Below are 23,812 nucleotides of genomic sequence, written 5' to 3'. Positions count from 1 at the left end.
AACGGTATTCCCGCAGGCCGTAACTCGAAAAACGTCTGCCGGAATACCGTTCCGGCGTTGCGCGCTATCGCCCGCGGCGGCGCAGGTAGCGCTCGAACTCCGCCGCCAGCGCATCCCCGTCGATCTTGCCCAGCGCCTCGTTCATGTCGACTTCGGCGTCGCCGCGTTCTTCCAGGGACTGGACGTACTCGGCGATCTCGTCGTCCTCGGAGGTCATCTCGGTGACCGCCTGCTCCCACTCCTCGGCCTGGGCGGGCAGATCTGCCAGCGGCACCTCGACGTCGAGGACATCCTCGACGCGGCGCAGCAGCGCGACCGTCGCCTTCGGATTCGGCGGCTGGGACACGTAGTGCGGGACCGCCGCCCAGAACGTCACCGCCGGAATCCCCGCCTGCACGCAGGCGTCCTGGAAAACGCCGGCGATGCCGGTAGGCCCCTCGTAGCGGGTTTCTTCCAGCCCGAACGTCTTGGCGGAATCCGCCGAGTAGGCCGCGCCCGACACCGGCACCGGCCTGGTGTGCGGGGTGTCTGCCAGCAGCGCACCCAAGATCACCACCGTCTGCACGTTCAGCTTGTCGGCGATGGCCAACAACTCCGCACAGAAGGTGCGCCACCGCATGTTGGGTTCCACGCCGTGCATCAGCACGATGTCGCGGTCGCTGCCCGGCGGCCGGCAGTGCGAGATCCGCATCGACGGCCACACCAGTTCCCTGGTCACGCCGTCCAGCTGGCGGATCACCGGCCTGTTGACCTGGTAGTCGTAGTACGCCTCGTCGTCGATCTCCACGAGGGTGTCGGCCTCCCAGATGGCATCCAGGTGCTGCAGCGCATCGCTGGCCGCGTCACCGGCGTCATTCCAGCCCTCGAATGCCGCGACGATGATCGTGTCGCGCAGAGCGGGCAGGTCGGATCGCTTCGGACCGCTGAAATCCGAGGGGGTCACCAGCCCAGCGTAAGCCCTGAACGGGCAGGAGGACGCGCATCGACCCGCGCACAGGTGCGGGTCCACACGGCCGCTCGCGTGGACAACCGAGTCGGGTGCCCCACTACCCTGACCGTGTGACCGCCGCAACCGACCGCGCCACGGGAACCCAGCTGCAGGCAGCCGAGCTCACGCTGGACGACACCGATCACGTCCAGGGCTGTCACCAGCTGCTCGGTACCTCCGGTGTGGGTGTGAGGGAGACGATCCCGGGTACTCGCTGCAAGGCCGGGAGCCACGCGGACAGGATGAAATACGTTCGGCTGCAATCTGGTTAACGAGGTGACATTGTCGAGATTGCCGATATTGCGACAAGGTCCGCGAGCCGGCGCTCGTGGCCACCGCGAACGCCGAGTGGCTGGGGGTCGATCGCGGTGACGACTTGGGCGTCCAGACGTCGATCAGGGGACGACGTAGACTCATCGAGGTCGAGAGGCGTTGCAACGGTCACCTGGGGGGACGGGGCTCCCACCCCGGTGTCCGCCACGCTCGGCAGAGTCAAGGACGCCTTCCGTAATGGAAGGAGTGCACTGTGAACGCCGCAGAGCCGAACATTTCTGTGTCGGACACCTTGGTTGCGAACGTCCGGCCCGACTGCACCGATGAACTGACGGCAGCGCTGCGCCAGCGGATCATCGTGATCGACGGCGCGATGGGCACGGCGATCCAGCGGGACCGGCCGGATGAGGCCGGCTACCGCGGCGACCGGTTCAAGGACTGGCCGAGCGATCTTCAGGGCAACAACGACCTGCTCAACCTGACGCAGCCGCAGATCATCGAGGGCATCCACCGCGAATACCTCGAAGCGGGCGCCGAGATCCTGGAGACCAACACCTTCAACGCGAACGCCATCTCGCTGTCCGACTACGACATGGCGGAGCTGAGCTATGAGCTGAACTACGCCGGTGCTGCCCTGGCGCGCGCCGCCTGTGACGAGTTCAGCACGCCGGACAAACCGCGCTACGTCGCCGGCACCCTGGGACCGACGACGCGGACCGCCTCGATCTCGCCGGACGTCAACGACCCCGGAGCCCGCAACGTCTCCTATGACCAGCTGGTCGCCGCCTACCTCGAAGCGGCCAACGGCCTGGTCGACGGCGGCGCCGACATCATCCTCGTCGAGACGATCTTCGACTCGCTCAACGCCAAGGCGGCGGTGTTCGCCATCGAGACGTTGTTCGAGGAGCGCGGGCGCCGCTGGCCGGTGATCATCTCGGGCACCATCACCGACGCGTCCGGGCGGACGTTGTCTGGTCAGGTCACCGAAGCATTCTGGAACGCGATCAGGCATGTGAAGCCGATCGCGGTCGGCCTCAACTGCGCCCTGGGCGCGCCGGAGATGAGGCCCTACATCGCCGAGATGGCGCGGATCGCGGACACCTTCGTCTCCTGCTATCCGAACGCCGGCCTACCCAACGCGTTCGGCGAGTACGACGAGTCCCCGGAGCGTCAGGCCGGCTACATCGCCGAGTTCGCCGAGGCCGGCTTGGTCAACCTGGTCGGCGGGTGCTGTGGCACGGCGCCGCCGCACATCGCCGAGATCGCCAAGGTCGTCGAAGGCAAGCCGCCGCGGCAGCTGCCGGAGATCGCAGTGGCCACCCGGCTCTCGGGTCTGGAGCCGCTCAACATCACCGACGACTCGCTGTTCGTCAACATCGGTGAGCGCACCAACATCACCGGTTCCGCCCGGTTCCGCAACCTGATCAAGGCCGAGGACTACGACACCGCGCTCTCGGTGGCACTGCAGCAGGTCGAGGTCGGTGCGCAGGTCATCGACATCAACATGGACGAGGGCATGATCGACGGTGTCGCGGCGATGGACCGCTTCACCAAGCTGATCGCGGCCGAGCCGGACATCAGCCGCGTCCCGGTGATGATCGACTCCTCCAAGTGGGAGGTCATCGAGGCGGGCCTGAAGAACGTGCAGGGCAAGCCGATCGTCAACTCGATCTCCATGAAGGAGGGCGAGGAGAAGTTCATCCGCGAAGCACGGCTGTGCCGCAAGTACGGCGCCGCCGTCGTCGTGATGGCCTTCGACGAGCAGGGGCAGGCCGACAACCTGGAGCGCCGTATCCAGATCTGTGGGCGCGCCTACCGGATCCTGACCGAAGAGGTCGGCTTCCCGCCCGAGGACATCATCTTCGACCCGAACTGCTTCGCGCTGGCGACCGGCATCGAAGAGCACGCGACGTACGGGATCGACTTCATCGAGGCCTGCGCCTGGATCAAGGAGAACCTCCCCGGGGTGCACATCTCCGGCGGTATCTCCAACGTGTCGTTCTCGTTCCGCGGCAACAACCCGGTCCGCGAGGCGATCCACGCGGTGTTCCTGTATCACGCCATCAAAGCCGGCCTGGACATGGGAATCGTCAACGCGGGCGCGCTGGTGCCCTACGACTCGATCGAGCCCGAGCTGCGGGACCGCATCGAGGACGTGGTGCTGAACCGCCGCGAGGATGCGGCCGAACGGCTGCTGGAGATCGCGGAACGGTACAACAACAAGGACCAGGCCGGGGGAGAGGCGGACCAGGCGGCTGCGGAGTGGCGGAGCCTGCCGGTCCGTGAGCGGATCACCCACGCCCTGGTCAAGGGCATCGACGCCAATGTCGACGCCGACACCGAGGAATTGCGGGCCGAGATCGCCGCCGCAGGAGGACGGCCGATCGAGGTGATCGAGGGCCCGCTGATGGACGGTATGAACGTCGTCGGCGACCTCTTCGGCGCGGGCAAGATGTTCCTGCCGCAGGTGGTGAAGTCGGCGCGGGTGATGAAGAAGGCCGTGGCCTACCTGCTGCCGTACATCGAGGCGGAGAAGGCCCAGCCCTTGCCCGGCGAGGCGGCGAAGAAGGACACCAACGGCACCATCATCATGGCGACGGTCAAGGGTGACGTCCACGACATCGGCAAGAACATCGTCGGAGTCGTCCTGCAGTGCAACAACTTCGAGGTGATCGACCTCGGCGTGATGGTGCCGGCGCAGAAGATCCTGGACGCGGCCAAGGAGCACGAAGCCGACATCATCGGGCTGTCCGGCCTGATCACCCCGTCCCTGGACGAGATGGTCAACTTCGCCGTCGAGATGGAGCGTCAGGGCCTGGAGATCCCGCTGCTGATCGGCGGCGCGACCACCTCCCGTGCGCACACGGCGGTGAAGGTGGCGCCGCGTCGCAGCGGGCCGGTGGTGTGGGTCAAGGACGCATCCCGTTCGGTGCCGGTCGCTGCCGCGCTGCTCGACGACAAGCAGCGGCCTGGCCTGCTGGAGGCCACCGAGACCGACTATGCAGCCCTGCGGGAGCGGCACGCCCAGAAGAACGAGCGGCCGATGCTGACGCTGGAGAAGGCGCGAGCCAACCGGACGCCGATAGAGTGGGACGGCTACACGCCGCCGGCGCCGGCCCAGGGCCTCGGCGTACGGGAATTTCAGGACTACGACTTCGCCGAGCTGCGTGAGTACATCGACTGGCAGCCGTTTTTCAACGCCTGGGAGATGAAGGGCCGCTTCCCCGACATCCTCAACAACCCGGTCTCGGGCGAGACTGCCCGCAAGCTGTACGACGACGCGCAGGAGATGCTCGACACCCTGATCAAGGAGAAGTGGCTCACTGCCAACGGGGTGATCGGGTTCTTCCCGGCCAACGCCGTCGGGGACGACGTCGAGGTCTACACCGACGACACCCGTACCGAGGTGCTGACCACGTTGCACAACCTGCGCCAGCAGGGCGAGCACCGGGAGGGCATCCCGAACCGGTCGCTGGGTGATTACGTCGCCCCGAAGGAAACGGGCCTCCGGGACTACGTCGGTGCCTTCGCCGTCACTACCGGGTTGGGCATCGGAGACAAGATCGCCGAGTTCAAGGCAGCCAACGACGACTACAACGCGATCCTGCTCGAGTCGCTCGCCGACCGGCTGGCAGAGGCGTTCGCCGAGCGGATGCACCAACGGGTCCGCAAGGAGTTCTGGGGATACCAGCCTGACGAACAACTCGACAACGAGGCGCTCATCGGTGAGAAATACCGGGGAATCCGACCTGCCCCCGGGTATCCGGCCTGCCCGGAGCACACCGAGAAGGCCACGCTGTGGGAGTTGATGGACGTCAAGGAGCGGGCCGGCATCGAGCTGACCGAGTCGATGGCGATGTGGCCCGGTGCCGCCGTCAGCGGCTGGTATTTCTCCCACCCGCAGTCGCAGTACTTCGTGGTCGGCCGGCTCGCCCAGGACCAGGTCGCCGACTACGCCAAGCGCAAGGGCTGGACGTTGGCCGAGGCCGAACGCTGGCTGGCTCCCAACCTGGGCTACAACCCGGAGGACTGAGTCGTAACCCGATGATGTTCAGCGGGAGTTGATTTCGCGATTTCGTCGATCAACATCCGATGGACCCGGGTGTGATGACGCTGTCAAGACCTCGGCGGCAAGGGCGCTGGTGGCCACGGCCATGAATTTGCCAAGTTTGTTCGCTGGGCCGGCGGCCGGTGGGGCCGCCCGGGGGTCTGTCGCGCCTCGTTCCCTCGGTCGAGCGTTGTCGCGCGGCGTGTTGGCATGCGGATGTGTCGACGCCGCCTGATATCGACGCCTTCGTCAAAAATGGCTGATCCGAACGATTTTCAGGCGATACGCACCGCATCCCGGCGACACGAGTTAGCGTTCCCTTGCTGACAGCCGACGGGCCGAGCATGTGGCGCGCCGACGGATCCGAGAACAAGGGATATCCCCGATTCGTCAGGGCGAGTGCGCGGCATACGGTTGCTGTGCTGGTCAACGGGAGGTCTGCGATGGTGTGGGAGAAGCATGTCGGCCAGGTAGGCGCGTTGGCCGTCGCACTCGGTATCGGCTCCGCGGCGGTGGCGATGCCCGGGGCGGCGTGGGCGCAAACCGAGGGCTCGAGTTCGGCCAGCGCGTCGGACAGTCCTTCCGGGAGTTCGCGCGGAGACACGAAGTCCGCAGAAAAACCGTCACGCTCGACGAAGTCACGCGATGCCGCACGAACACCGAGTTCCACGGCCGCTGATTCCGACTCGTCGACCGACTCATCGACAGACGACCCGGAATCGGACGACAACGCTGCCGAATCGCAGACCGAAACGTCGACTTCTGATACCGAGGAACCGACCGATCGACGCAGCTCGAGTGGCAAGCGCGCCACGGCGGACAGCGGTGAAACCGAGCCCGCGGTCCCTGATGCCGATGATTCTCCGTCGGGCGCCTCCGATGCCGGCGACACCGCGACACCGCCGACAGGTCAAGGTGACTCGAGCACGGAGGCCCGGGCCCCACTGGCGGAGCCGCCGGCCACCGACGCCGGCGACGTCGCCCAAGAAGAACCCGCGTCGCCGACCCCGGCGCCGACAACCGTGATGACGTCGCTGTTCGCGCCGGGGGCCGACGCGTCGGCCAGTGACGGGCCGGAAGTTCCCGGCGCATCTCCGCTGTTGCTGACGCTGTTGGCGTCGATATGGCGTCCGCTCGGTGAGCGCATTGCCGAGACCAACACCCCGGCCACCGTTTCGAGTGCCGTGCAGTCGGCCGGCGACGTTCAGGCCAGCGCGACGTCTTCGCCGATACCAGGAACCGCCTATCAATCTCCGGTGATCGGTTCCGACGGCACGCTTTATCAGGTCACCAGCGGCGGGTCGACGACGCAGGTCACCATCCTCGACAGCGACGGACAGGTCGTCACCACCAGCGACCCGATCCGAGGAGTCGCCGCCCCGTACGCGCACGCCGCAATGCGACCTGACGGCACGCTGATCGTGGTCACCACCACCAATCGGCGCACGAACACGATCGTCTCGGCGGTGGACAGCGACGGTACTGTCAGGCGTGTCGCGACCCTCATAGGCGTCACGGACAGCCCGCTGACGATCGGCGCCAACGGCGCGCTGTACTTCAGAACCCGGATCGTCCCGTTCTCGCCCCTTGCAGATCCGATCGACTTCCGCGTTTATCGGATCTCCGAGAACGGTTTCGCCCGGTCGTACTCGTATGACACGGACTTCGAACTGACACCGGATGGCACCGCGCACCTGGTGTCCTCTCGGCTCGGCTTCTCGACGCTGCGCACGATCGACTCCAACGGATGGACGAGGTCGACGTTCCTGCCCTTCGGTTCCGATCCGAGTGCGCCCCTCCTGGATCAGGATGGGACCGCCTATGTGACAGCCGGTGTGACAGGCTTCTTCGGCGCCCAATCGACCCGCGTGTACACCGTGGATGGCGCCTCACGCACGGTGCGCTCCATCGCCGGATTGCCCGGAGACACCGTGATGACGGCCGACGGTTTCGGATTGGAGACGTTCACCTTCGACGGTGACACCGACGAGGGCACGGGAACGACCTACATCTCCAGGATCACCGCCGACTCGATCGCCACCTCGGGTGCGATCGACGGTCGCATCGCAGGCTTTCAGCTGGGGTTGGACGGCACCGCCTACGCGCCGATCGTCGATCCCGCGCTGGACGACGCTCCTGTCGCTGTCGCTGTCGTCGACTCCGACGGCAACGTCACCATCGTCACCCTGCCCGGCACGCTCGTGGTGCGTGACCGGAGTGTCCGCGGCGGAAGTTCGCAATCCGCTGAAGACCTCGGTTACGTCAACTACGCGGTGAACGGTACGGAATACGTGGCGGTGCTGGGCCCGGATGCCACCGTCGTCCGCACGGTCGAACTCCCGGAAGGGGCGACCGGGGGGACGGTGTTCTTCGGGCCCGACGGTGCAGCCTACGAGATGGTGGAGTACCGGGATCCGAGCGGGAAGTATCTCTCGCGGCAGATACTCGCGTTGTCCACCGACACCTACACCTCGATCGTGCCCGGCGTAGCGTTCCCCAGTGCCGCCGACGTTGTCTTCGGCCCGAACGGGACCGGCTACCTCGTCGTGGGGACGCCCGCCGCCTACGATATCGACGTCCTGGGATTCAACGCAGCCGGGGACACCGTCGTGCCGCCCAGCGGCGTCGCAAGCCCGGCCCTCTTCTACCCCAGCCCCGGGGACATCGAGGTATTGACTTTCGGCGCTGACGGTACTGCGTACCTGGTCGACCGCAGCTCGGCCGGATCCGGTGTGTACGCGCTGACACCCGCCGGTGCGCAGAAGGTCGCCGATCTCGAGCAGTCGCAGTTGGGAGTGACCAACCTGCCGACCTTCAGTGCCGATGGGACCGGGTATGTGGCCAACACGGTCCGCAACAGTGACAACGCCTTCGTCACCACGGTCACGGTCTTCTCACCGCCCGCGTGAGTAACTCTGCGCCGGGGCACTCAGGGTGCTGGGTCGCTCAGGGTGCGCCACACGCGCGCCGGCGTGATCGGCAGGTCGCGCACCCGGGCGCCGCAGGCCCGCGCGATGGCGTTGGCCAGCGCCGGGGCCACCGGGTTGTACGGCGATTCGCTCATCGACTTCGCGCCCAGCGGCCCGATCTGGTCGTAGGTGTCGGCAAAGAGCACCTCGGTGACGGGTGCGTCGGCAAGCTGCGGGATGTGGTAGTCCCGCAGCGCCCGGGTCAGCACTGTTCCGTCGGGGCCGGTCAGGACCTGTTCGTAGAGCGCCGCCCCGATCGCCTGGGCCACACCGCCTTCCACCTGCCCTCGGCACTGCTCGGGGTTGATCACCGCGCCGGCGTCGACGGCCTGCACCGACCGCAGAATGCGCACCTCACCCGTCTCGGGGTTGACCGCCACCCGGAATCCTTGCACGTTGAACGCCACCGAGCGCGGTGTCCCGTCGTGGCGGCCGTGGCCCACCAGCGCGGGCAGCTCGGCGAACTCGACCAGCCTGGTCCCGCACTGCACGCCGTGAGGGGTCACGGTGCAGGAGCGCATGCCGATGCCGGTGAGTTCGGACGCTGCCTTGACCATCGCGAACCGCAGCTTCCTGCACGCCGACATCACCGCCTGGCCGGCCACCACCGTGCCCGCTGACCCGAACGCGCCGGTGTCGTAACCCGTTGCCTCGGTGTCGGATTGGTGGATACGAACCCGGTCGGCAGTGGTGTTCAGCTCGGTCGCGACCAGCTGGGTGTGCACGGTGGTGGTGCCGTTGCCGAACTCGGCGGTGCCGACCGACAGCACGAACTCGCCGTCGGGAGTGAGGCTGACCGAGGCTTCGGCGATATGTCCGTGCGGCGGGATCGTCGCGATCATCGCGACCGCCATCCCGTCGCCGACGGGCCACCCGGTCGGCCCGGTCACGTCGTCGCCCTCGGCGAGCGCTCGCTGCGCCAGGTCGAGACACTGGTCCAGGCCGTAGCTGCCGAACGTGAGGTCATCGTGGCCGACCCGGTAGTCGACGAACTCGTCCCCGGGCACCACCACATTGCGTCGTCTGAGCTCGAACGGATCGACGCCCAGCCGGTGGGCGAGCTCGTCGAGCGCTGACTCGACCGCGAAGATCATCTGGCTCAGGCCGTAGCCGCGGAACGCACCGGACGGCAGGTTGTTGGTGTAAACCGCCTCGGCGTCAACGCGCTTGTTGGCGCACCGGTACACCGCCAACGACTCACCGCACCCGTGGAACAGCACGCCGGTGCTGTGGTTTCCGTATCCGCCTGCGTCCATCAGCACGTCGACGCCCAGCGCGGTCAGCACTCCGTCGGCCCCAGCCGCGGCGGTGACCTCGATCCGGTAGGGGTGGCGGCACGGCGCCATCGTGAACTGGTCCGAGCGGCTGAACTCGTAACGCACCGGCCGGCCGAGCCGCAACACCGCCAGCGTCACGAGGTCCTCGGTGAGCATCTCCTGTTTGCCGCCGAAGCCACCGCCCACTCGTCGGGCGAACACCCGCACCTCGTCACGCGCGAGACCGAACACGTGACACAGTTCGTCGCGGACCAGGAACGGCACCTGCGAACTGGTGCACAGCACCAGCCGGCCGTCCTCGTCCCGCCATCCGGTGCAGCCATGCGTCTCCAGATGGACGTGCTGGACGCGTTGGGTGCTGTAGCGTTCCCGCACCACCACGCCGCCACCGGCCAGGGCAGCGGCAATGCCGTCGCCGATGTCGCCGACACCGCCGTGCACCTCGGCGACCAGGTTGCGCGACACATCGGCGATGCGTGTCTGTTCGCCTTTGTCGCCGTGCAACAGGGGTGCACCGGGTCTGCGGGCGATCTCCGGATCGAACACCGACGGCAGCTCCTGGTACTCCACGACGATTGCCCGGCAGGCTTTTTCGGCCAGCGCGATGGTGTCGGCGACTACCGCGGCCACCCGCTGCCCGACGAAGCGGACTGTGTCGTCGAGCACCACGGTGTCGTCGGGGTCGTCGAGGCGGTTCTCGTGGCGAGCGGTGGAGAACGCGGCACCGGGGCTGTCACGATGCGTCAGCACGAGGTGTACCCCGTCGATCGCCTCGGCGGCGGTGACGTCTATCGCTGTGATCCGGGCATGTGCCACCGGGCTGGTCAGCACCGCCAGATGCAGCAGGCCGGGCGGGGCGAAGTCCATCGTGTACTGCTCGGTGCCCGTGACCACCCGCATCGCGGCCGGGGCGCCGACGGAGTGGCCCACCCCACCGGACTTCTCGATGTTGACCTTGCCGTCGATCGCGTCGGTGATCGCGCGGTAACCGGTGCAGCGGCACAGGTTTCCCTTCAACGACTGTCCAAGATCGGTGCGCTGCTGTTCGGACAGCGTCGACGCGGTGACGATCATGCCGGCTGTGCAGAACCCGCACTGAAAGCCGCCGGCCTCGACGAAGCGGCGCTGCAGCGGATGCAGGTCGGTCGGCGTCCCCAAACCGGCCACGGTGGTGACGTCGTGTCCGTCGGCGCGGAAGGCCGGAAACACACACGAGTGCACCGCCTGGCCGTCGACCAGCACCGAGCATGCGCCGCAGTCACCTGCGTCGCAGCCCTTCTTGACGTCGAAGTGGCCATGGTCGCGCAGATAGCTGCGAAGACACTGACCCGCTGCCGGCTTGCCGTGTTCGTCAGCGCCGTTCACCCGGATGCTCATGTCAGCTCGCGACGGATCTGCTCGGCCAGCACCAGGGTGACGGCGCGCCGCCAGTCGGGGTCGCCGTGAGCGTCCCGGGTCCAGGACTCCTCGCCGATGGCCTGGTGTGCGGCGGTCAGTGCGGCGGCGCTGGGGGTGCCGGGAAACGTGAACACGTACGGGCGCACGGTGGCCGCGGTCACCGACAACACGAACCGGCCACCGTCGGCGGCGGTGTCGCGTCTGCCGATGACGACGGCCCCCGAGCGGCCCAGTGGGGACGGGGCGAGCTGACGGTAGACCGAGGTTGCGCGCAGTGCCGCGGCCGGCAGCCACACCGACCGCAGGACGTCCCCGGGACCCAGCGCGTTGGTGGCCACACCGGCGACGAACTCGGTGACCGGAAGGCGGTGGTCGGTGCCGTCGGCGCGCCAGATCGTCAGTTCGGCGTCGAGCGCCGACGTGAGGGAGATCATCGCACCGGCCGGGAGTGACAGGCAGATGTTCCCGCCGACGGTCGCCGTCGCCAAGATCTTGAACGACGCCAGCAGGGCGGTGCAGCACTGGTGCAGCAACGGTGCCGCCGTCCACTCTGGTCGGGCGGCGGCCAGTTGGGACGTCAGCTGCGACACCTCGTTCAGCGTGCAGGTCGCGGCGAGTTCGATTCCGTCGTCGGCGAGGGTGATCGGCTTCCAGCCGAACCGGGTGATGTCGATCAGCCGGCGAAGGTGTGGTTGGGGTTCGGAGAACAACCAGGTGCCTCCGGCGAGGATCGCGTCCCCGGGGCCGACTGGTGAGAGGTCATCGCGACTAGTGGGGCTGTCGATCGCCTCGACGGTGTTGAGGTCCATGGAGGTCAGCTGACCGGGGTCAACGGTCCGCCCACGATGTTGCCGACGATGCCGCGAATGATGTTGGTGCCGTCCTCTTCTCGCAACTCGGCGTACCAGTCGGCGGTCTTCTCGGGATCTTTGGCATGGGTGAGGTCACATCGCTTGCGGGCCCGGAGCACCAGATCGCCGGCCCGTTCGGCCCGTGACTGCTGGTAGGCGGCCAGGGCCGCAGGCACGTCGTCGGGATGATCACGAAACGCCCACTGCAACGCCACCGCGTCCTCCATCGCCGAGCATCCGCCCTGCCCGATGTCGGGGGTGGTGTTGTGGGCGGCATCGCCGAGTACGGCGACCCGGCCCTTGACCCAGGTGTAGAAAGGATCCAGGTCGAGGATCTCGACCCTGTTGGTGGTGGCCGGGTCGAGTACGTTGATCAGCGTCTGCACCCCCGGTGCCCAGTCCGCGAAATGCGCACGCAGAACCTCGCGCGCACTGCCTTTCTCGTAGTGCGCCCCTTGGGGTTCGACGACGTCGAAGAAGAAGTAGAAGCGCCCGGCCGCCACGGGCATCACTGAAACCCGCTTGCCGTCGCCGACATAAGTGGTCCATTCGGTCGCGGGGCCGATCGCATCGTCAACATCGACCAGACCGTTGTAGTTCACATACCCGGCGTAACGCCGGGTCACGGGCCCGCCCAGCACGTATTCGCGGGTGATCGAACTGGCCCCGTCTGCGCCGATGACGAAGTCCGCCGATACCGTGCTCCCGTCGGCGAAGGTCGCCGTCGCCGAGTCGGGACCGTCGTGCACGCTGACCATCCGGTGGCCGAAGTTGATCTCGTCGAGGCCGTAGGCCTGCATGAGCATCGACTGCAACTCGGCGCGGGCGATGGGGTAGGGGCGCTGGCCGACCTCGTCGATCAGCGGTTGCATCGAGAACCGGCACATGGTCTGGCCGGTGTGCCCGTCGAGGTAGCTCATCGTCTCGACGATGCCGCCGAGTTCGGCGGTCCGGCTCTCCAGCCCGAGGTAGTTCAGACATTTGACGCCGTTGGACCACACCGATATCGCGGCACCGACGGGCTTGTTCTCGGTCACCCGTTCGTAGACGTGGGTGTCGATTCCGATTTGGCGCAACGCGAGTGCCGCGCTCATGCCGCCCATGCCAGCGCCGATGATCACTGCTTTCACGTCTGCCCCAACCCTCTCAGCTCCCTCGGTAGGTCGAGTATGCGAACGGCGACAACAACAGCGGGACGTGGTAGTGCTCGACGGTGTCGGTGATCTCGAAGGCGATCACCACCTCTGGGTAGAACGCGGTGACATCGGTGGCGGCGAAATAACCTCCGGTGTCGAAACGCAGCCGGTAGACGCCGACGGTGAGATCGGTGGCCAGTGATGTGACCCGGCCGTCGTCGTCGGTGCAAGCGACGGCGACGGTACCGCCGGAGGTGTCGGTGACCGTGACCCCGACCCCGACGGCCGGCGTGCCGGTCATCGCGTCGAGAACATGGGTGCTCAACGTTTTCACGGCGTCCCCTTCGACAACGGCCGTTGCAGCCGCATCCGCTGCTGTTCGGGTAGGCAGTTGAACTCTTCGCTGCCCAGTGGGGCCGACGTCACCACGTCATTGTGGTCGTCCTCGTCGACTTCGGACAAGGCACTGGGCAAGGCGACACCGTCGCAGACCCCGGTGGACCGCTTCTCGGTCGGCCCGGTCGCGACAGGCAGCACCTCGTCGCCCAGGTGTCTGGGCATAGCCGGCTCCGCCGTGATCGCTGCCACCATCGTCCAAGGATCGGACACGCGGCGGATCCTCGCACTTCGAGCGGTTCGCGCACCGCTGCGCCCGCGTGCCACAATGGTCGGGTGCGAGCAGTGCTTTGGGACATGGACGGCACCCTCGTCGACTCCGAGAAGTTGTGGGACGTGTCACTTTCCACGCTCTACGCTTCTTTCGGCGGCGCGATGAGCCGGGAGACCAGAACAGCGCTCGTCGGGGCTTCTGCCGAAGAGACGATGGTGACCGTCTACGCGGAACTGAACCTGGAGCCGGATCCGGACGCGATGGCGGAGTCGATCCGCTGGCTGCACGACCACACCGCGGGACTGTTCGACAACGGGTTGCCGTGGTGTGACGGAGCCCGCGAGATGCTGGAAGCGCTTGCCGCCGAACGCACTCCGATGGCGCTGGTGACCAACACCCAGCGCGAGCTCGCCGAACGGGCGCTCAACAGCATTGGCCGGCATTACTTCTCGGTCTCGGTGTGCGGTGATGAGGTGCCGAACGGCAAACCCGCACCCGATCCCTACCTGCGTGCAGCCGAACTCCTCGGTCTGGAGCCCTCGGACTGCCTGGCGGTGGAGGACTCGGTGACCGGCAGCGCGGCCGCGGAGGAGGCCGGATGCGCGGTGCTGGTGGTGCCCAACGACGTCCCGGTGCCGGGCGGGCGGCGGCGCCGACAGGTCGGCTCGCTCGCCGAGCTCGCCACCTCAGACCTCCGCCGGATCCACGCCGAGATCGACGGGCAGTGGCGGGAACGCACCGCCTGATCGCCACGAACGCGGAGTCCTGATACCGCCCATACAGGGCAGCATTGTGTGCGATCGTATCTGTGATCTATCTCTCATGCCTCGGTGTGGAAGGGACGCGTCATGGGTGGCGGAGTGGGGGGCGGGCTTCCCGTCGACAATGAGTTCAGCTCCGGACGCAGTGCCGCCCGGGTGGCGTCGGTGGCTGCGCTCGGCGGTTTGCTGTTCGGCTTCGACAGCGCCGTGATCAACGGCGCCGTCGGCGCGCTGCAGGAAGAGTTCGCGATCGACGACGCGACGCTGGGTTTCGCGGTCGCCTCGGCGTTGCTCGGTGCCGCGGTCGGTGCGTTGACCGCAGGTCGGCTCGCGGACGCCGTGGGCCGCTTGTGGGTGATGAAGATCGCCGCCGCGTTGTTCCTGATCAGCGCGATCGTCACCGGTATCGGAACCAACATCTGGGTGATCGTGGTGTTCCGCATCGTCGGCGGTGTCGCCGTCGGTATCGCCTCGGTGATCGCCCCCGCCTACATCGCCGAGACGTCTCCCGAGCGGATCCGCGGCCGCCTCGGCTCGTTGCAGCAGCTGGCGATCGTGTCCGGCATCTTCGTGGCGCTGGCCGTCGCCTGGGCGCTCGCCGAGATCGCCGGTGGGTCCAATCAAGAGCTGTGGCTTGGCTTGCAGGCCTGGCGCTGGATGTTCTTGGCGGAGATCATCCCGGCGTTGGCCTACGGGCTGCTGGCCTTCACGATTCCCGAGTCGCCGCGCTATCTCGTTGCCACGCACCGGATCCCGGAGGCGAGGCGGGTCCTGACCAGGTTGTTGGGTGAGAAGAACCTCGAGATCACCATCAGCCGCATCCAGGATTCACTTCGGTCTGAAGAGCCGCCGTCCTGGCGGGATCTGTCGCGGCCGCTGCGCCAGGGCGCGACGACGTCGGCGCCGGTCGTCTGGATCAGGCGGTATCTGTGGTGGCTGCTGTCTCTGCTGGTGGTGCTAGCCGTGGCGGCGTTCGGCGCCGGGCTGTGGCCCCTCGCGGCGGTGTTCCTCGCGCTGGTGATCGGGGTCGCGCTCATCGGTGGCCTCTGGGGCATCGTCTGGGTCGGTCTGGGTCTGTCGATCTTTCAGCAGTTCGTCGGCATCAACGTGATCTTCTACTACTCGAATGTGCTGTGGCAGGCGGTCGGGTTCGACGAGAGTTCGTCCTTCACGATCACGGTCATCACCTCGATGACCAACATCGCGACCACGCTGGTTGCGATCGCACTGATCGACAAGGTCGGCCGCAAGCCACTGCTGCTCGTCGGCTCCACCGGCATGGCGGTGACGTTGGGGACGATGGCGGTGATCTTCGGCACCGCACCGCAGGTCGACGGTCAACCACAGCTCGGCGGCGTCGCCGGACCGGTTGCTCTGGTCGCCGCCAACCTGTTCGTCGTCGCGTTCGGGATGTCCTGGGGACCGGTGGTCTGGGTGCTGCTCGGCGAGATGTTCCCCAACCGCATCCGAGCTGCGGCGTTGGGGCTGGCCGCGGCCGGTCAGTGGACGGCGAACTGGTTGATCACCGTCACCTTCCCGGGCCTGCGCGACTTCCTCGGCCTCGCCTACGGGTTCTACGCGCTGTGCGCGGTGTTGTCCCTGGTGTTCGTCTGGCAGTTCGTCGAGGAGACGAAGGGCAAGGCGCTCGAGGACATGCACAGCGAAGCCAAGCACCACGAGCCCACTCAGACCTGAGCGATCACTGTGCGGCTGTTCGCGCAGCGGTCGAGCGGCATGAAAGAATCGCTGCCCGTGAAGACCTTCGATGCGCTGTTCGCCGAACTGACCGACCGGGCGCGCACCCGCCCGGCGGGCAGCGGCACCGTCGCGGCGCTCGACCAGGGTGTGCACGGCATCGGCAAGAAGATTCTCGAAGAGGCCGGCGAGGTGTGGCTGGCCGCCGAACACGAGGGTGATGAGGCGCTCGCCGAGGAGATCAGCCAGTTGCTGTACTGGACGCAGGTGTTGATGGTTTCGCGGGGCCTGTCGCTCGACGACGTGTACCGGAAGCTGTGACCGTGACGGTGCCGGATGTTCTTCGCGCAAGCGGCTCATCGCCGATGCTCCGGGTTGCGGTCCCCAACAAGGGCACGCTCAGTGAACCGGCCGCCGAGATTCTGTCCGAGGCCGGGTACCGGCGGCGCACCGACACCAAGGACCTGACCGTCGTCGACCCGGCCAATCAGGTCGAATTCTTCTTCCTGCGGCCGAAGGACATTGCGATCTACGTCGGGTCCGGTCAGCTGGACCTCGGCATCACCGGCCGCGATCTCGCCCGGGAATCCGTGGCGCCGGTGCGGGAGAGGCTGGCGCTCGGCTTCGGTTCGTCGACGTTCCGGTACGCGGCCCCGAGAGGGCGGTCCTGGCGGGTCGAGGACCTCGCGGGCAAACGGATCGCCACCGCCTTTCCCAACCTGGTGCGAAAAGACCTCACGGCCCGCGGGATCGACGCGACGGTGATCCGGCTCGACGGCGCCGTGGAGATCTCGGTGCAGCTCGGCGTCGCCGACGCGATCGCCGACGTCGTCGGTTCGGGTCGCACCCTGGGGCTGCACGATCTGGCGGCGTTCGGTGAGTCGCTCTGTGATTCCGAGGCGGTGCTGATCGAACGCGACGACTCAGCTGGCCAAGGCTCGGGAGGCAATGGCGAAAAGGCGGCTGCCCGAGACCAATTGGCCAAACGTGTTCAGGGAGTGGTGTTCGGTCAGCAGTATCTGATGCTGGACTACGACTGCCCCCGCGCGGTGCTGGAGAAGGCCACCGCCGTCACGCCGGGATTGGAGTCGCCGACGATCGCTCCGCTCGCCGACCCGGCCTGGGTCGCGGTGCGCGCGTTGGTTCCCCGGCGGGACGTCAACGCCATCATGGATCAGATCGCGGCGATCGGCGCCAAGGCGATCCTGGCTTCGGACATCCGGTTCTGCCGACTCTGATCTTGCCGCATGACGCGGTAGTGCGTGTTAGCGTCCCGGTGTCTGTCCACCGCTCGGAGGTCCGATGACCCAGGTCCTGGTTCTGCTTCTAGCCTTGTTGATCGGTGTGGTCGCCGGCCTTCGCGCAATGACGGCTCCTGCCGTGGTGGCCTGGGGTGCGATGCTCGGCTGGATCGACGTCGGCGACAAGTGGTCGGAGTGGATGGCGCACCCCATCACCGTCACCGTGCTGACCATCTTCCTGTTCGCGGAACTCGTCACCGATCAGTTGCCCAAGACGCCGAGCCGCAAGGTCCCGCCGCAGTTCATCGCCCGCCTGATCATGGGCGGCTTTGCCGGCGCAGTGATCGGCAGCGCCTTCTTCCACAGCTTCATCGGCCTGGGCGCGGGCCTCATCGGTGCTGTGCTCGGCACTCTCGGCGGCGCTGCGCTGCGAAGCAGGGTGTCAGCTGCCAGGAACGGAAACGACCGCCCCGGCGCGTTCGGTGAAGACGTCCTCGCGGTCGGCGGCGGTTTCCTGGTCGCGTTCCTCGTCAGCCTGGTCTAGGACGTGAGATGACAGAAAAAACAGCGAAGTTCGACGCGATCATCGTCGGCGCCGGGCAGGCCGGCCCGCCATTGGCCGGCCGGCTCACCGCCGCCGGCCAGACCGTGGCGGTGATCGAACGCAAGCTCGTCGGCGGGACGTGCGTGAACTATGGCTGCATTCCCACCAAGACCCTGGTGGCCAGCGCGCACGCGGCACACCTGGCCAGGCGCGGCGACGAGTTCGGCGTGAACACCGGCACCGTCACCGTCGACATGGCCAAAGTCAAGGCACGCAAAGACCGCGTCAGCATCGGTAACCGCGAGGGCGTGGAGTCCTGGCTGGACGGGATGAAGGGCGCCACCCTGATTCGCGGCCACGCCCGCTTCGAGAGTCCGCGCACGATCCGGGTCGACGATCAGCTTCTCGAGGCCGACCGGATCTTCCTCAACGTCGGTGGCCGCGCCGTTGCACCGGACATGCCGGGGCTGGCCGACATCGACTATCTCACCAACGTCGGGATCCTCGAACTCGACACCGTGCCTGAGCATCTGGTGGTCATCGGCGGCAGCTACATCGCGCTGGAGTTCGCCCAGATGTACCGGCGCTTCGGGGCCCGGGTGACCGTCGTCGAGCGGGGTCCCCGGCTGACTGCGCGCGAGGACGAGGACGTCTCCGCCGCCATCAAGGACATTCTGGAGAACGAAGGCATCGACGTGGTGCTCGGCGCCGACGGCATCAGCTTCGCCAGAGCAGACGACAACACCGGCGGATTCACCGTCACGCCCCGCGACGGCGCCGAGCCGATCGCCGGTAGTCACCTCCTCGTCGCGGTGGGCCGGCAACCCAACACCGACGACCTCGGGCTGGATGTGGCAGGTGTCGAGACCGACCGCCGCGGCTACGTCGTCGTCGACGATCAACTGCGGACCAGCGTCGAGCACATCTGGGCGATGGGGGACTGCAACGGACGTGGCGCCTTCACCCATACGTCCTACAACGACTTCGAGATCGTCGCGGCCAACCTGCTCGACGACGATCCCCGCAAGGTCAGTGACCGTATCACCACCTACGCGCTCTACATCGACCCTCCGCTGGGCCGGGTGGGGATGACGGTCGACGAGGTTCGCCGTTCGGGCCGCCGAGCGTTGGTGGGCAAGCGCCCGATGACCCGGGTGGGCCGCGCAGTCGAGAAGGGGGAGACCCAGGGTTTCATGAAGGTCGTCGTCGACGCCGAGACCGAGCAGATCCTGGGGGCCGCGATCCTCGGGGTGGGCGGTGACGAAGTCGTGCAGGACATCCTGGATGTGATGACCGCCGGGCTGCGCTACACCGCGATCTCACGCACGATGCACATTCATCCGACCGTCAGCGAGCTCGTTCCCACGATGCTGCAGGATCTCAAGCCGCTGCAGTGACCGCCCGCCCGGCAAGCAGTTGCCTGGTGACCTCGGCGACCCGCTGCCCAAGGTGCCGACAGGTCGCCTTGTCTGCGGAACGGACCCGGTCGGCGTCGGCGTCCACATCGGTTGCCGCGCCCGCGCCCAACCAGAATCCCAGTCGGTTGAGGTCCTGCTCGCTGCCTCTCGAGCTGTTCCACCCGGCGCCCAATCCCAGGTTGACCCAGTGCATGTGGTGCTGCGCGGCGAACACCGCGATCGAGACCAGGGACTGCACCTTGTCACCGCTCTTGGCGCCCGAGTTGGTGAACCCGGCGGCCACCTTGTCGCGCCAGGTGCCGTTCACACAGCGTCTGCCGGTCTTCTCGGCGAACCTCTGGAACTCCGCCGACACATTGCCCATGTAGGTCGCGCTGCCGAACACGATGGCGTCGGCATCGTCGAGGATCTGCCAGTCGGCGTCGGTGATCTGGTCGACCGGAATCAGGTGCGCGGTCGCTTTGCCGTCGCGGATGCCCGCCGCAACGGCGTCGGCGAGCACCTGGGTGTGGCCGAAGCCGGAATGGTATGCGACGGCGACGCGTGCCTCGGCGGGCAGGGAAGCGTTGGTGCTCATCGTGATTCACCTGCTGTCCGGGTTCGGTCGATCTGCCGGCGGCGGGTGAGCCAGTCGGGGCGCGGCTCCCCGGCCAAGAACGATTCGAGACGGTCGAGGTATGCGTGGGTGCCACCGAGGAACCCGGAGGCGTTGCTCCGGCCGAGGCCGCGGTGGGTGAAACGCAGCAGTGTGTGACTGCCGTCGGGGCCGTCGGCGCTCAGTTCGTAGCGCACTACGCCGTCCTCGACGATGGGTTGGCGCCACTCGTGCTCCAGGACATGTGGCGGATCCCAGACCAGGATCCGCCCGGTCATCCGCTTGCCGTCCGGCGGGAGGGGTGGCCCGTCGGGGATCATGTCGATGAGACCGCCTTCGCGGGGGGCGATCACGGTCTGGCCGAACCACTGGGCACGTTGATCGGCGTCGGTGAGCGCGGCCCACACCACCTCCATCGGAAAAGCCAGGCGGCGCTCGAAGCTCAGCACCGCACGGCCGTCGTCGACCAGCAGTCGTCCGTGGTCAGTCATCGTCGCCTCCTTGGTGGGTGCGTTCCAGGTGGCGTTCGAGAGCGTCGAGGTGGCCCGCCCAGTAGCGCCGGTAGCGTTCGATCCAGTCGTCGATGGCCACCAGGCCGTCGGCCCGCAACGCGTAAATGCGGCGCTGCGCCTGCGGCCGGACCTCGACCAGGCCCACCTCACGCAATATCCGCAGGTGGCGGGACACCGTCGGCTGGGTCAGCTCGGGGAGAGTGGCCACCAGTTCGCCGGCAGTGCGCTCGCCGTCGGCCAGGGCATCCAGCAGGACTCGCCTATTCGGCTCGGCGACCGCTTCGAACACGTCCACCCGATCGAGTATTACTGATCATCTATATAGATGCAAGTAAATTTAAGGGTGGAATCGCTGATCGCGCGCAGCAGCGGCGGTGTCAGCGTGTGCGAACGTGCCCTCACGGTTGTGAATCGACCGGTGCAACGACCGTCAGTTCACGCTCGGTGGCCAGGTGCTCGAACTGCTGCGCGAGCTCGCGTCGATCATTCGCGGCGCTGCACCAGCAGCGTCTGCGCACAGGTGCCGATGAATCCTCGGCGGTCGAAGATCTCGGCGGTGGTCACGCCGATGCCGTCCGGGCCGATCGACCCACGCGCGCGCAGCGCGAAGTCCTGCCCGGTGGGTAGTCGGTGCAGATGCACGACGGTGTCGGTGTTCATGAAGACGAACTGTTGCGGGTCCAGGGCTGCGCCGATGCCATTGGCCGAGTCGACCACCATCGCCAGGAGCTGCAGGGGTGTTGTGGGCTCCGAATCCACGAGTGGCACCAGCGGACTCAGCCACACCACGGCGGCGGAGCCGCCCGAACCGGCCACGGCGGCGGAGCCGCCCGAACCGGCCACGGCGGCATCTTCCGGGGTGGCCTGCCTGCGCCAGCTCACCGCTTCCAGGTAGCCCGGCGCCCCCTCCCACGCGTGGGCGACGGCTGCCGGATCGCCCTCCACGAGCGGCGGGTATCGGTCGGTGGCGGCGTCTGCGGTGTCGCTGGGGGCGAGCAGCCATGCGGTGACGCGGGCGACCGACCGCTGGCTGCCGTCCGGCCGATCGGTGAGCATTTCTGCACTCATCAGCGAGATCCGGCTGCCCGGCCGTTCCACCCGGGCCCGGACCCGGACGGTGGCCACGGGGATCGGGCCGAGGATGTCCAGGGTGAGCCGAGCGATCCGCAGCCCCGACCCCGCGGCGAGGTTCTCGATGGCCCGGGTCAGCAACGCCAGAGGTGGTGATCCGTGCTGGATTTCGGGATCCCAGTTGCTGCGGGTGCCGTCGGTCGACTCGAAGACCTCGTCCTCCCCGTCAGCGCCGTGGCGGCGGAACATGCAGTCGATCACGCAGCCGGCTCCGCGACGTGCAGCACAGTGTCAGCGTCCCCCTCGTCGAATGTGTCGGGCCAACCCGGATACGGCGGGGGAGTGCCACCGAAGACAGGGCAGTGGGCGTGGTGAGCGCACCAGTCGCACAACCGCGACGGTTGTGGACGAAAGTCGCCAGTCGCGCCGGCGGATCGGATGGCCCGCCAGATCGCCATCAACGTCTTCTCGAAGCGCAGCAACTCGTCGTGATCGGGCGAGTAGTCCAGCACCTGGCTGTCGGCGAGGTAGAGCAGCCGCAGCCGGGTCGGCAGCACACCGCGGGACCGCAGCAGGGCGACCGCGTAGAACTTCATCTGGAACATGGCCTTGAACTCGGCCAGCGCCCGTGCCTCCGGCGGCGCCTTGCCCGTCTTGTAGTCCACCACCCGCAGCTCGCCGGTGGCGGCGACATCGATTCGGTCGACGAAGCCGCGCAGCAGCGTGCCGTCCTCGAGTTCCACCTCGACGCGCTGCTCACAGCTCTGTGGATCGAAACGGGTGGGATCCTCGAGCCGGTAGTACCCCGACAGCAGGCCGCGTGCCTGCTCGAGCAGCTCGGCCTGCAGCTCCGGATCGATGTCGGCGGCCACCGAGGGCTGTTCGGCGACCACCCGCTCCCACGCGGGTGCCACCAGCGCCGCCGCCGTCTCGGGGACACGGTCGGCGGCAGGCAGGGTGTACAGCTGCTCGAGGGCGGCATGCACCACCGAACCGCGCACCTGTGCGGCCGACGACGGCTCCGGCAGCCGGTCGATGGCGCGGAAGCGGTACAGCAGCGGGCACTGCTTGAAGTCGCTTGCCCGCGACGGAGACAGTGCAGGGCGCCGCACCGGCTGTCCCGTCTGCTCGCTCATGCACCCAGCCTATGACCGGGCTACGACAAATCCGGGCAACCCCGCCCACGTCCTCCGGCGCGTCTACTGGCAGGCTGATCAGCTGTGCCAAGAACGGGTCCATTCGCCGTCGGTGATCGCGTACAGCTCACCGACGCGAAAGGCAGGCGTTACACGATGGTGCTCAAGCCCGACGGCGAGTTCCACACCCATCGCGGCATCATCAACCTCGGAGCGGTGGTGGGACTGCCCGAAGGCAGCGTCGTGCGTTCGACCAACGGAGACCAGTTCCTGGTGTTGCGGCCGTTGCTGGTCGACTACGTGATGTCGATGCCACGGGGCGCCCAGGTGGTCTATCCGAAGGACGCGGCCCAGATAGTCCACGAAGGCGACATCTTCCCCGGGGCCAGGGTGCTCGAGGCCGGTGCGGGATCAGGAGCGTTGACGTGCTCGCTGCTGCGAGCCGTCGGGCCGCAGGGCCGGGTGACCTCCTACGAGCTGCGCGAGGATCACGCCGAGCATGCGGTCCGCAACGTGGAGACGTTCTTCGGTGAACAACCGCCGAACTGGGAGCTGGTGATCGCCGACGTCGGCGCCTACACCGGGCCCGAGGTGGACCGCGTGGTCCTGGACATGCTCGCGCCGTGGGAGGTGCTCGATGCGGTCGGCGAGGCCTTGGTCCCCGGTGGGGTGCTGATCATCTATGTGGCCACGGTGACGCAGCTGTCCAAAACCGTGGAGGCGCTGCGCGAACAACAGTGCTGGACCGAACCCCGGGCGTGGGAGAGCATGCAGCGCGGCTGGCACGTGGTCGGTCTGGCGGTCCGCCCGGAGCACACCATGCGGGGCCACACCGCGTTTCTGATCAGCGCCCGCAAGCTGGCGCCGGGCGCGGTCGCGCCGGTGCCGGTGCGCAAGAAGCGCCTCACCTAGCTGACATCACACCTAGTCGTCATCGGTGCTTCGTCGCAGGCCTCGACGGGCCGACAGGAGTTCGAGTTCGGGTCGCGCGGCCACCAGTCGTTCGGCGGCGTCCAGCACATCCACCACATGGGCGCGATCTGCGGCGGTCACCGCGATTCCGACCGCTGCCCGCCGATGCAGGTCCTGCGAGCCGGTCTCGGCGGCCGACACCGAGAACCTGCGTGCAAGCTCGGCGATCACCGGGCGGATCACCGACCGCTTCTGCTTGAGCGATCGCACGTCGCCGAGCAGGATGTCGAACTCCAGCCAACCGATCCACATCCGGTCAGCGCGTCGGTGTCGGTGTCGGCGGTGCCGACGGGGGTGGGGGTGGCGGTGCCGACGGG

General features: G+C 67.4%; 22 protein-coding genes. 10 read left to right on the top strand and 12 right to left on the bottom strand.

Features of this window, described 5'->3' with window-relative positions:
• Window positions 1-64 precede the first annotated feature (64 nt).
• Window positions 65-943 carry a PAC2 family protein gene (locus tag BEMPMBAN_RS29955; protein ID WP_159235096.1) on the bottom strand — a complete coding sequence of 293 codons (879 nt, stop codon included), beginning with the start codon at window positions 941-943 and terminating at the stop codon, window positions 65-67.
• Window positions 944-1,059: 116 nt separating this feature from the next.
• Between BEMPMBAN_RS29955 and BEMPMBAN_RS29950 the strand changes: the two genes are divergently transcribed.
• The 3 genes from BEMPMBAN_RS29950 to BEMPMBAN_RS29940 all read left to right on the top strand — a co-directional run bounded on the left by BEMPMBAN_RS29950 (window position 1,060) and on the right by BEMPMBAN_RS29940 (window position 8,218).
• Window positions 1,060-1,260, top strand: coding sequence for a hypothetical protein (locus tag BEMPMBAN_RS29950; RefSeq protein WP_159235095.1), 201 nt, complete (start codon window positions 1,060-1,062; stop codon window positions 1,258-1,260).
• Window positions 1,261-1,514: 254 nt separating this feature from the next.
• Window positions 1,515-5,294, top strand: coding sequence for a methionine synthase (gene metH, locus BEMPMBAN_RS29945; RefSeq protein ID WP_234897772.1), 3,780 nt, complete (start codon window positions 1,515-1,517; stop codon window positions 5,292-5,294).
• A gap of 335 nt (window positions 5,295-5,629) precedes the next feature.
• The gene (locus BEMPMBAN_RS29940) at window positions 5,630-8,218 is read left to right on the top strand and encodes a hypothetical protein (protein ID WP_234897771.1); all 2,589 of its coding nucleotides are present in this window, start codon (window positions 5,630-5,632) and stop codon (window positions 8,216-8,218) included.
• Window positions 8,219-8,238: 20 nt separating this feature from the next.
• Here the strand turns inward: BEMPMBAN_RS29940 and BEMPMBAN_RS29935 are convergent, their stop codons facing one another.
• From BEMPMBAN_RS29935 to BEMPMBAN_RS29915, 5 genes are read right to left on the bottom strand one after another with little or no spacing between them, the layout of a single operon-like run.
• Window positions 8,239-10,932, bottom strand: coding sequence for a molybdopterin-dependent oxidoreductase (locus BEMPMBAN_RS29935; RefSeq protein WP_159235093.1), 2,694 nt, complete (start codon window positions 10,930-10,932; stop codon window positions 8,239-8,241).
• Entirely contained in the window at window positions 10,929-11,762 is an 834-nt protein-coding gene (locus BEMPMBAN_RS29930; protein WP_159235092.1) for an FAD binding domain-containing protein, read from the bottom strand. Before BEMPMBAN_RS29930 ends, BEMPMBAN_RS29935 begins: the two co-directional genes overlap by 4 nt.
• A gap of 5 nt (window positions 11,763-11,767) precedes the next feature.
• Window positions 11,768-12,934 (bottom strand): FAD-dependent urate hydroxylase HpxO, encoded by a 1,167-nt coding sequence (gene hpxO, locus BEMPMBAN_RS29925; protein ID WP_159235091.1) that lies wholly within the window; start codon window positions 12,932-12,934, stop codon window positions 11,768-11,770.
• A gap of 16 nt (window positions 12,935-12,950) precedes the next feature.
• Window positions 12,951-13,274, bottom strand: coding sequence for a hydroxyisourate hydrolase (gene uraH / locus BEMPMBAN_RS29920; RefSeq protein WP_159235090.1), 324 nt, complete (start codon window positions 13,272-13,274; stop codon window positions 12,951-12,953).
• The gene (locus BEMPMBAN_RS29915) at window positions 13,271-13,501 is read right to left on the bottom strand and encodes a hypothetical protein (protein WP_159235089.1); all 231 of its coding nucleotides are present in this window, start codon (window positions 13,499-13,501) and stop codon (window positions 13,271-13,273) included. The genes uraH and BEMPMBAN_RS29915 overlap by 4 nt, the downstream gene beginning before the upstream one ends.
• A 111-nt stretch (window positions 13,502-13,612) precedes the next feature.
• On the opposite strand from BEMPMBAN_RS29915, the gene BEMPMBAN_RS29910 reads away from it, so the two are divergent.
• The 6 genes from BEMPMBAN_RS29910 (at window position 13,613) to BEMPMBAN_RS29885 (ending at window position 19,188) form a co-directional block, all read left to right on the top strand.
• Window positions 13,613-14,296, top strand: a complete 684-nt coding sequence (locus BEMPMBAN_RS29910; protein WP_159235088.1) for an HAD family hydrolase — start codon at window positions 13,613-13,615, stop codon at window positions 14,294-14,296.
• 102 nt (window positions 14,297-14,398) lie between these two features.
• Window positions 14,399-16,006: an MFS transporter gene (locus tag BEMPMBAN_RS29905; protein ID WP_159235087.1), complete on the top strand. Its 1,608-nt coding sequence runs from the start codon at window positions 14,399-14,401 to the stop codon at window positions 16,004-16,006.
• A gap of 39 nt (window positions 16,007-16,045) precedes the next feature.
• Entirely contained in the window at window positions 16,046-16,327 is a 282-nt protein-coding gene (locus BEMPMBAN_RS29900; RefSeq protein ID WP_159235256.1) for a phosphoribosyl-ATP diphosphatase, read from the top strand.
• A gap of 44 nt (window positions 16,328-16,371) precedes the next feature.
• Window positions 16,372-17,244, top strand: a complete 873-nt coding sequence (hisG, locus tag BEMPMBAN_RS29895; protein WP_159235255.1) for an ATP phosphoribosyltransferase — start codon at window positions 16,372-16,374, stop codon at window positions 17,242-17,244.
• A 64-nt stretch (window positions 17,245-17,308) separates the two neighbouring features.
• Entirely contained in the window at window positions 17,309-17,791 is a 483-nt protein-coding gene (locus tag BEMPMBAN_RS29890; protein ID WP_159235086.1) for a DUF4126 family protein, read from the top strand.
• Window positions 17,792-17,799: 8 nt separating this feature from the next.
• Window positions 17,800-19,188 (top strand): FAD-containing oxidoreductase, encoded by a 1,389-nt coding sequence (locus BEMPMBAN_RS29885; protein ID WP_159235085.1) that lies wholly within the window; start codon window positions 17,800-17,802, stop codon window positions 19,186-19,188.
• Here the strand turns inward: BEMPMBAN_RS29885 and BEMPMBAN_RS29880 are convergent.
• From BEMPMBAN_RS29880 to BEMPMBAN_RS29860, 5 genes are all read right to left on the bottom strand, one after another.
• The gene (locus BEMPMBAN_RS29880) at window positions 19,172-19,786 is read right to left on the bottom strand and encodes a flavodoxin family protein (protein ID WP_159235084.1); all 615 of its coding nucleotides are present in this window, start codon (window positions 19,784-19,786) and stop codon (window positions 19,172-19,174) included. The two genes, BEMPMBAN_RS29885 and BEMPMBAN_RS29880, sit on opposite strands and share 17 nt — an antisense overlap.
• A complete protein-coding gene (locus BEMPMBAN_RS29875) occupies window positions 19,783-20,295 on the bottom strand; it encodes an SRPBCC family protein (protein WP_159235083.1) in 513 nt (170 codons plus the stop codon). The genes BEMPMBAN_RS29880 and BEMPMBAN_RS29875 overlap by 4 nt, the downstream gene beginning before the upstream one ends.
• Window positions 20,288-20,611 (bottom strand): ArsR/SmtB family transcription factor, encoded by a 324-nt coding sequence (locus BEMPMBAN_RS29870; protein ID WP_159235082.1) that lies wholly within the window; start codon window positions 20,609-20,611, stop codon window positions 20,288-20,290. Before BEMPMBAN_RS29870 ends, BEMPMBAN_RS29875 begins: the two co-directional genes overlap by 8 nt.
• Before the next feature lie 188 nt (window positions 20,612-20,799).
• Window positions 20,800-21,648: a thioesterase family protein gene (locus BEMPMBAN_RS29865; protein WP_159235081.1), complete on the bottom strand. Its 849-nt coding sequence runs from the start codon at window positions 21,646-21,648 to the stop codon at window positions 20,800-20,802.
• Complete coding sequence (locus BEMPMBAN_RS29860) at window positions 21,645-22,523, bottom strand: RecB family exonuclease (RefSeq protein WP_159235080.1); 879 nt, start codon at window positions 22,521-22,523, stop codon at window positions 21,645-21,647. The genes BEMPMBAN_RS29865 and BEMPMBAN_RS29860 overlap by 4 nt, the downstream gene beginning before the upstream one ends.
• 84 nt (window positions 22,524-22,607) lie before the next feature.
• Here BEMPMBAN_RS29860 and BEMPMBAN_RS29855 point away from each other — a divergent pair, with 84 nt between their 5' ends.
• Window positions 22,608-23,435 carry a tRNA (adenine-N1)-methyltransferase gene (locus tag BEMPMBAN_RS29855; RefSeq protein WP_159235079.1) on the top strand — a complete coding sequence of 276 codons (828 nt, stop codon included), beginning with the start codon at window positions 22,608-22,610 and terminating at the stop codon, window positions 23,433-23,435.
• A gap of 12 nt (window positions 23,436-23,447) precedes the next feature.
• Here BEMPMBAN_RS29855 and BEMPMBAN_RS29850 read toward each other — a convergent pair whose 3' ends face one another.
• On the bottom strand, window positions 23,448-23,747 hold the full coding sequence (locus BEMPMBAN_RS29850) for a DUF503 domain-containing protein (protein ID WP_159235078.1): 300 nt from the start codon (window positions 23,745-23,747) through the stop codon (window positions 23,448-23,450).
• Between the last annotated feature and the right edge of the window lie 65 nt (window positions 23,748-23,812).

It is taken from the genome of Mycolicibacterium austroafricanum (assembly GCF_902705885.1).
Lineage (GTDB): Bacteria > Actinomycetota > Actinomycetes > Mycobacteriales > Mycobacteriaceae > Mycobacterium > Mycobacterium vanbaalenii_A.
This window is presented reverse-complemented; position numbering and strand designations above follow the sequence as displayed.

Coding starts and splice junctions, on each gene's coding strand:
- hisG (WP_159235255.1), top strand. CDS start 16,372: ATGCTCCGGGTTGCGGTCCCCAACAAGGGCACGCTCAGTGAACCGGCC.
- BEMPMBAN_RS29905 (WP_159235087.1), top strand. CDS start 14,399: ATGGGTGGCGGAGTGGGGGGCGGGCTTCCCGTCGACAATGAGTTCAGC.
- BEMPMBAN_RS29850 (WP_159235078.1), bottom strand. CDS start 23,747: ATGTGGATCGGTTGGCTGGAGTTCGACATCCTGCTCGGCGACGTGCGA.
- BEMPMBAN_RS29860 (WP_159235080.1), bottom strand. CDS start 22,523: ATGAGCGAGCAGACGGGACAGCCGGTGCGGCGCCCTGCACTGTCTCCG.
- BEMPMBAN_RS29875 (WP_159235083.1), bottom strand. CDS start 20,295: ATGACTGACCACGGACGACTGCTGGTCGACGACGGCCGTGCGGTGCTG.
- BEMPMBAN_RS29930 (WP_159235092.1), bottom strand. CDS start 11,762: ATGGACCTCAACACCGTCGAGGCGATCGACAGCCCCACTAGTCGCGAT.
- BEMPMBAN_RS29935 (WP_159235093.1), bottom strand. CDS start 10,932: ATGAGCATCCGGGTGAACGGCGCTGACGAACACGGCAAGCCGGCAGCG.
- BEMPMBAN_RS29890 (WP_159235086.1), top strand. CDS start 17,309: ATGACCCAGGTCCTGGTTCTGCTTCTAGCCTTGTTGATCGGTGTGGTC.
- BEMPMBAN_RS29880 (WP_159235084.1), bottom strand. CDS start 19,786: ATGAGCACCAACGCTTCCCTGCCCGCCGAGGCACGCGTCGCCGTCGCA.
- BEMPMBAN_RS29900 (WP_159235256.1), top strand. CDS start 16,046: ATGAAAGAATCGCTGCCCGTGAAGACCTTCGATGCGCTGTTCGCCGAA.
- BEMPMBAN_RS29885 (WP_159235085.1), top strand. CDS start 17,800: ATGACAGAAAAAACAGCGAAGTTCGACGCGATCATCGTCGGCGCCGGG.
- BEMPMBAN_RS29915 (WP_159235089.1), bottom strand. CDS start 13,501: ATGCCCAGACACCTGGGCGACGAGGTGCTGCCTGTCGCGACCGGGCCG.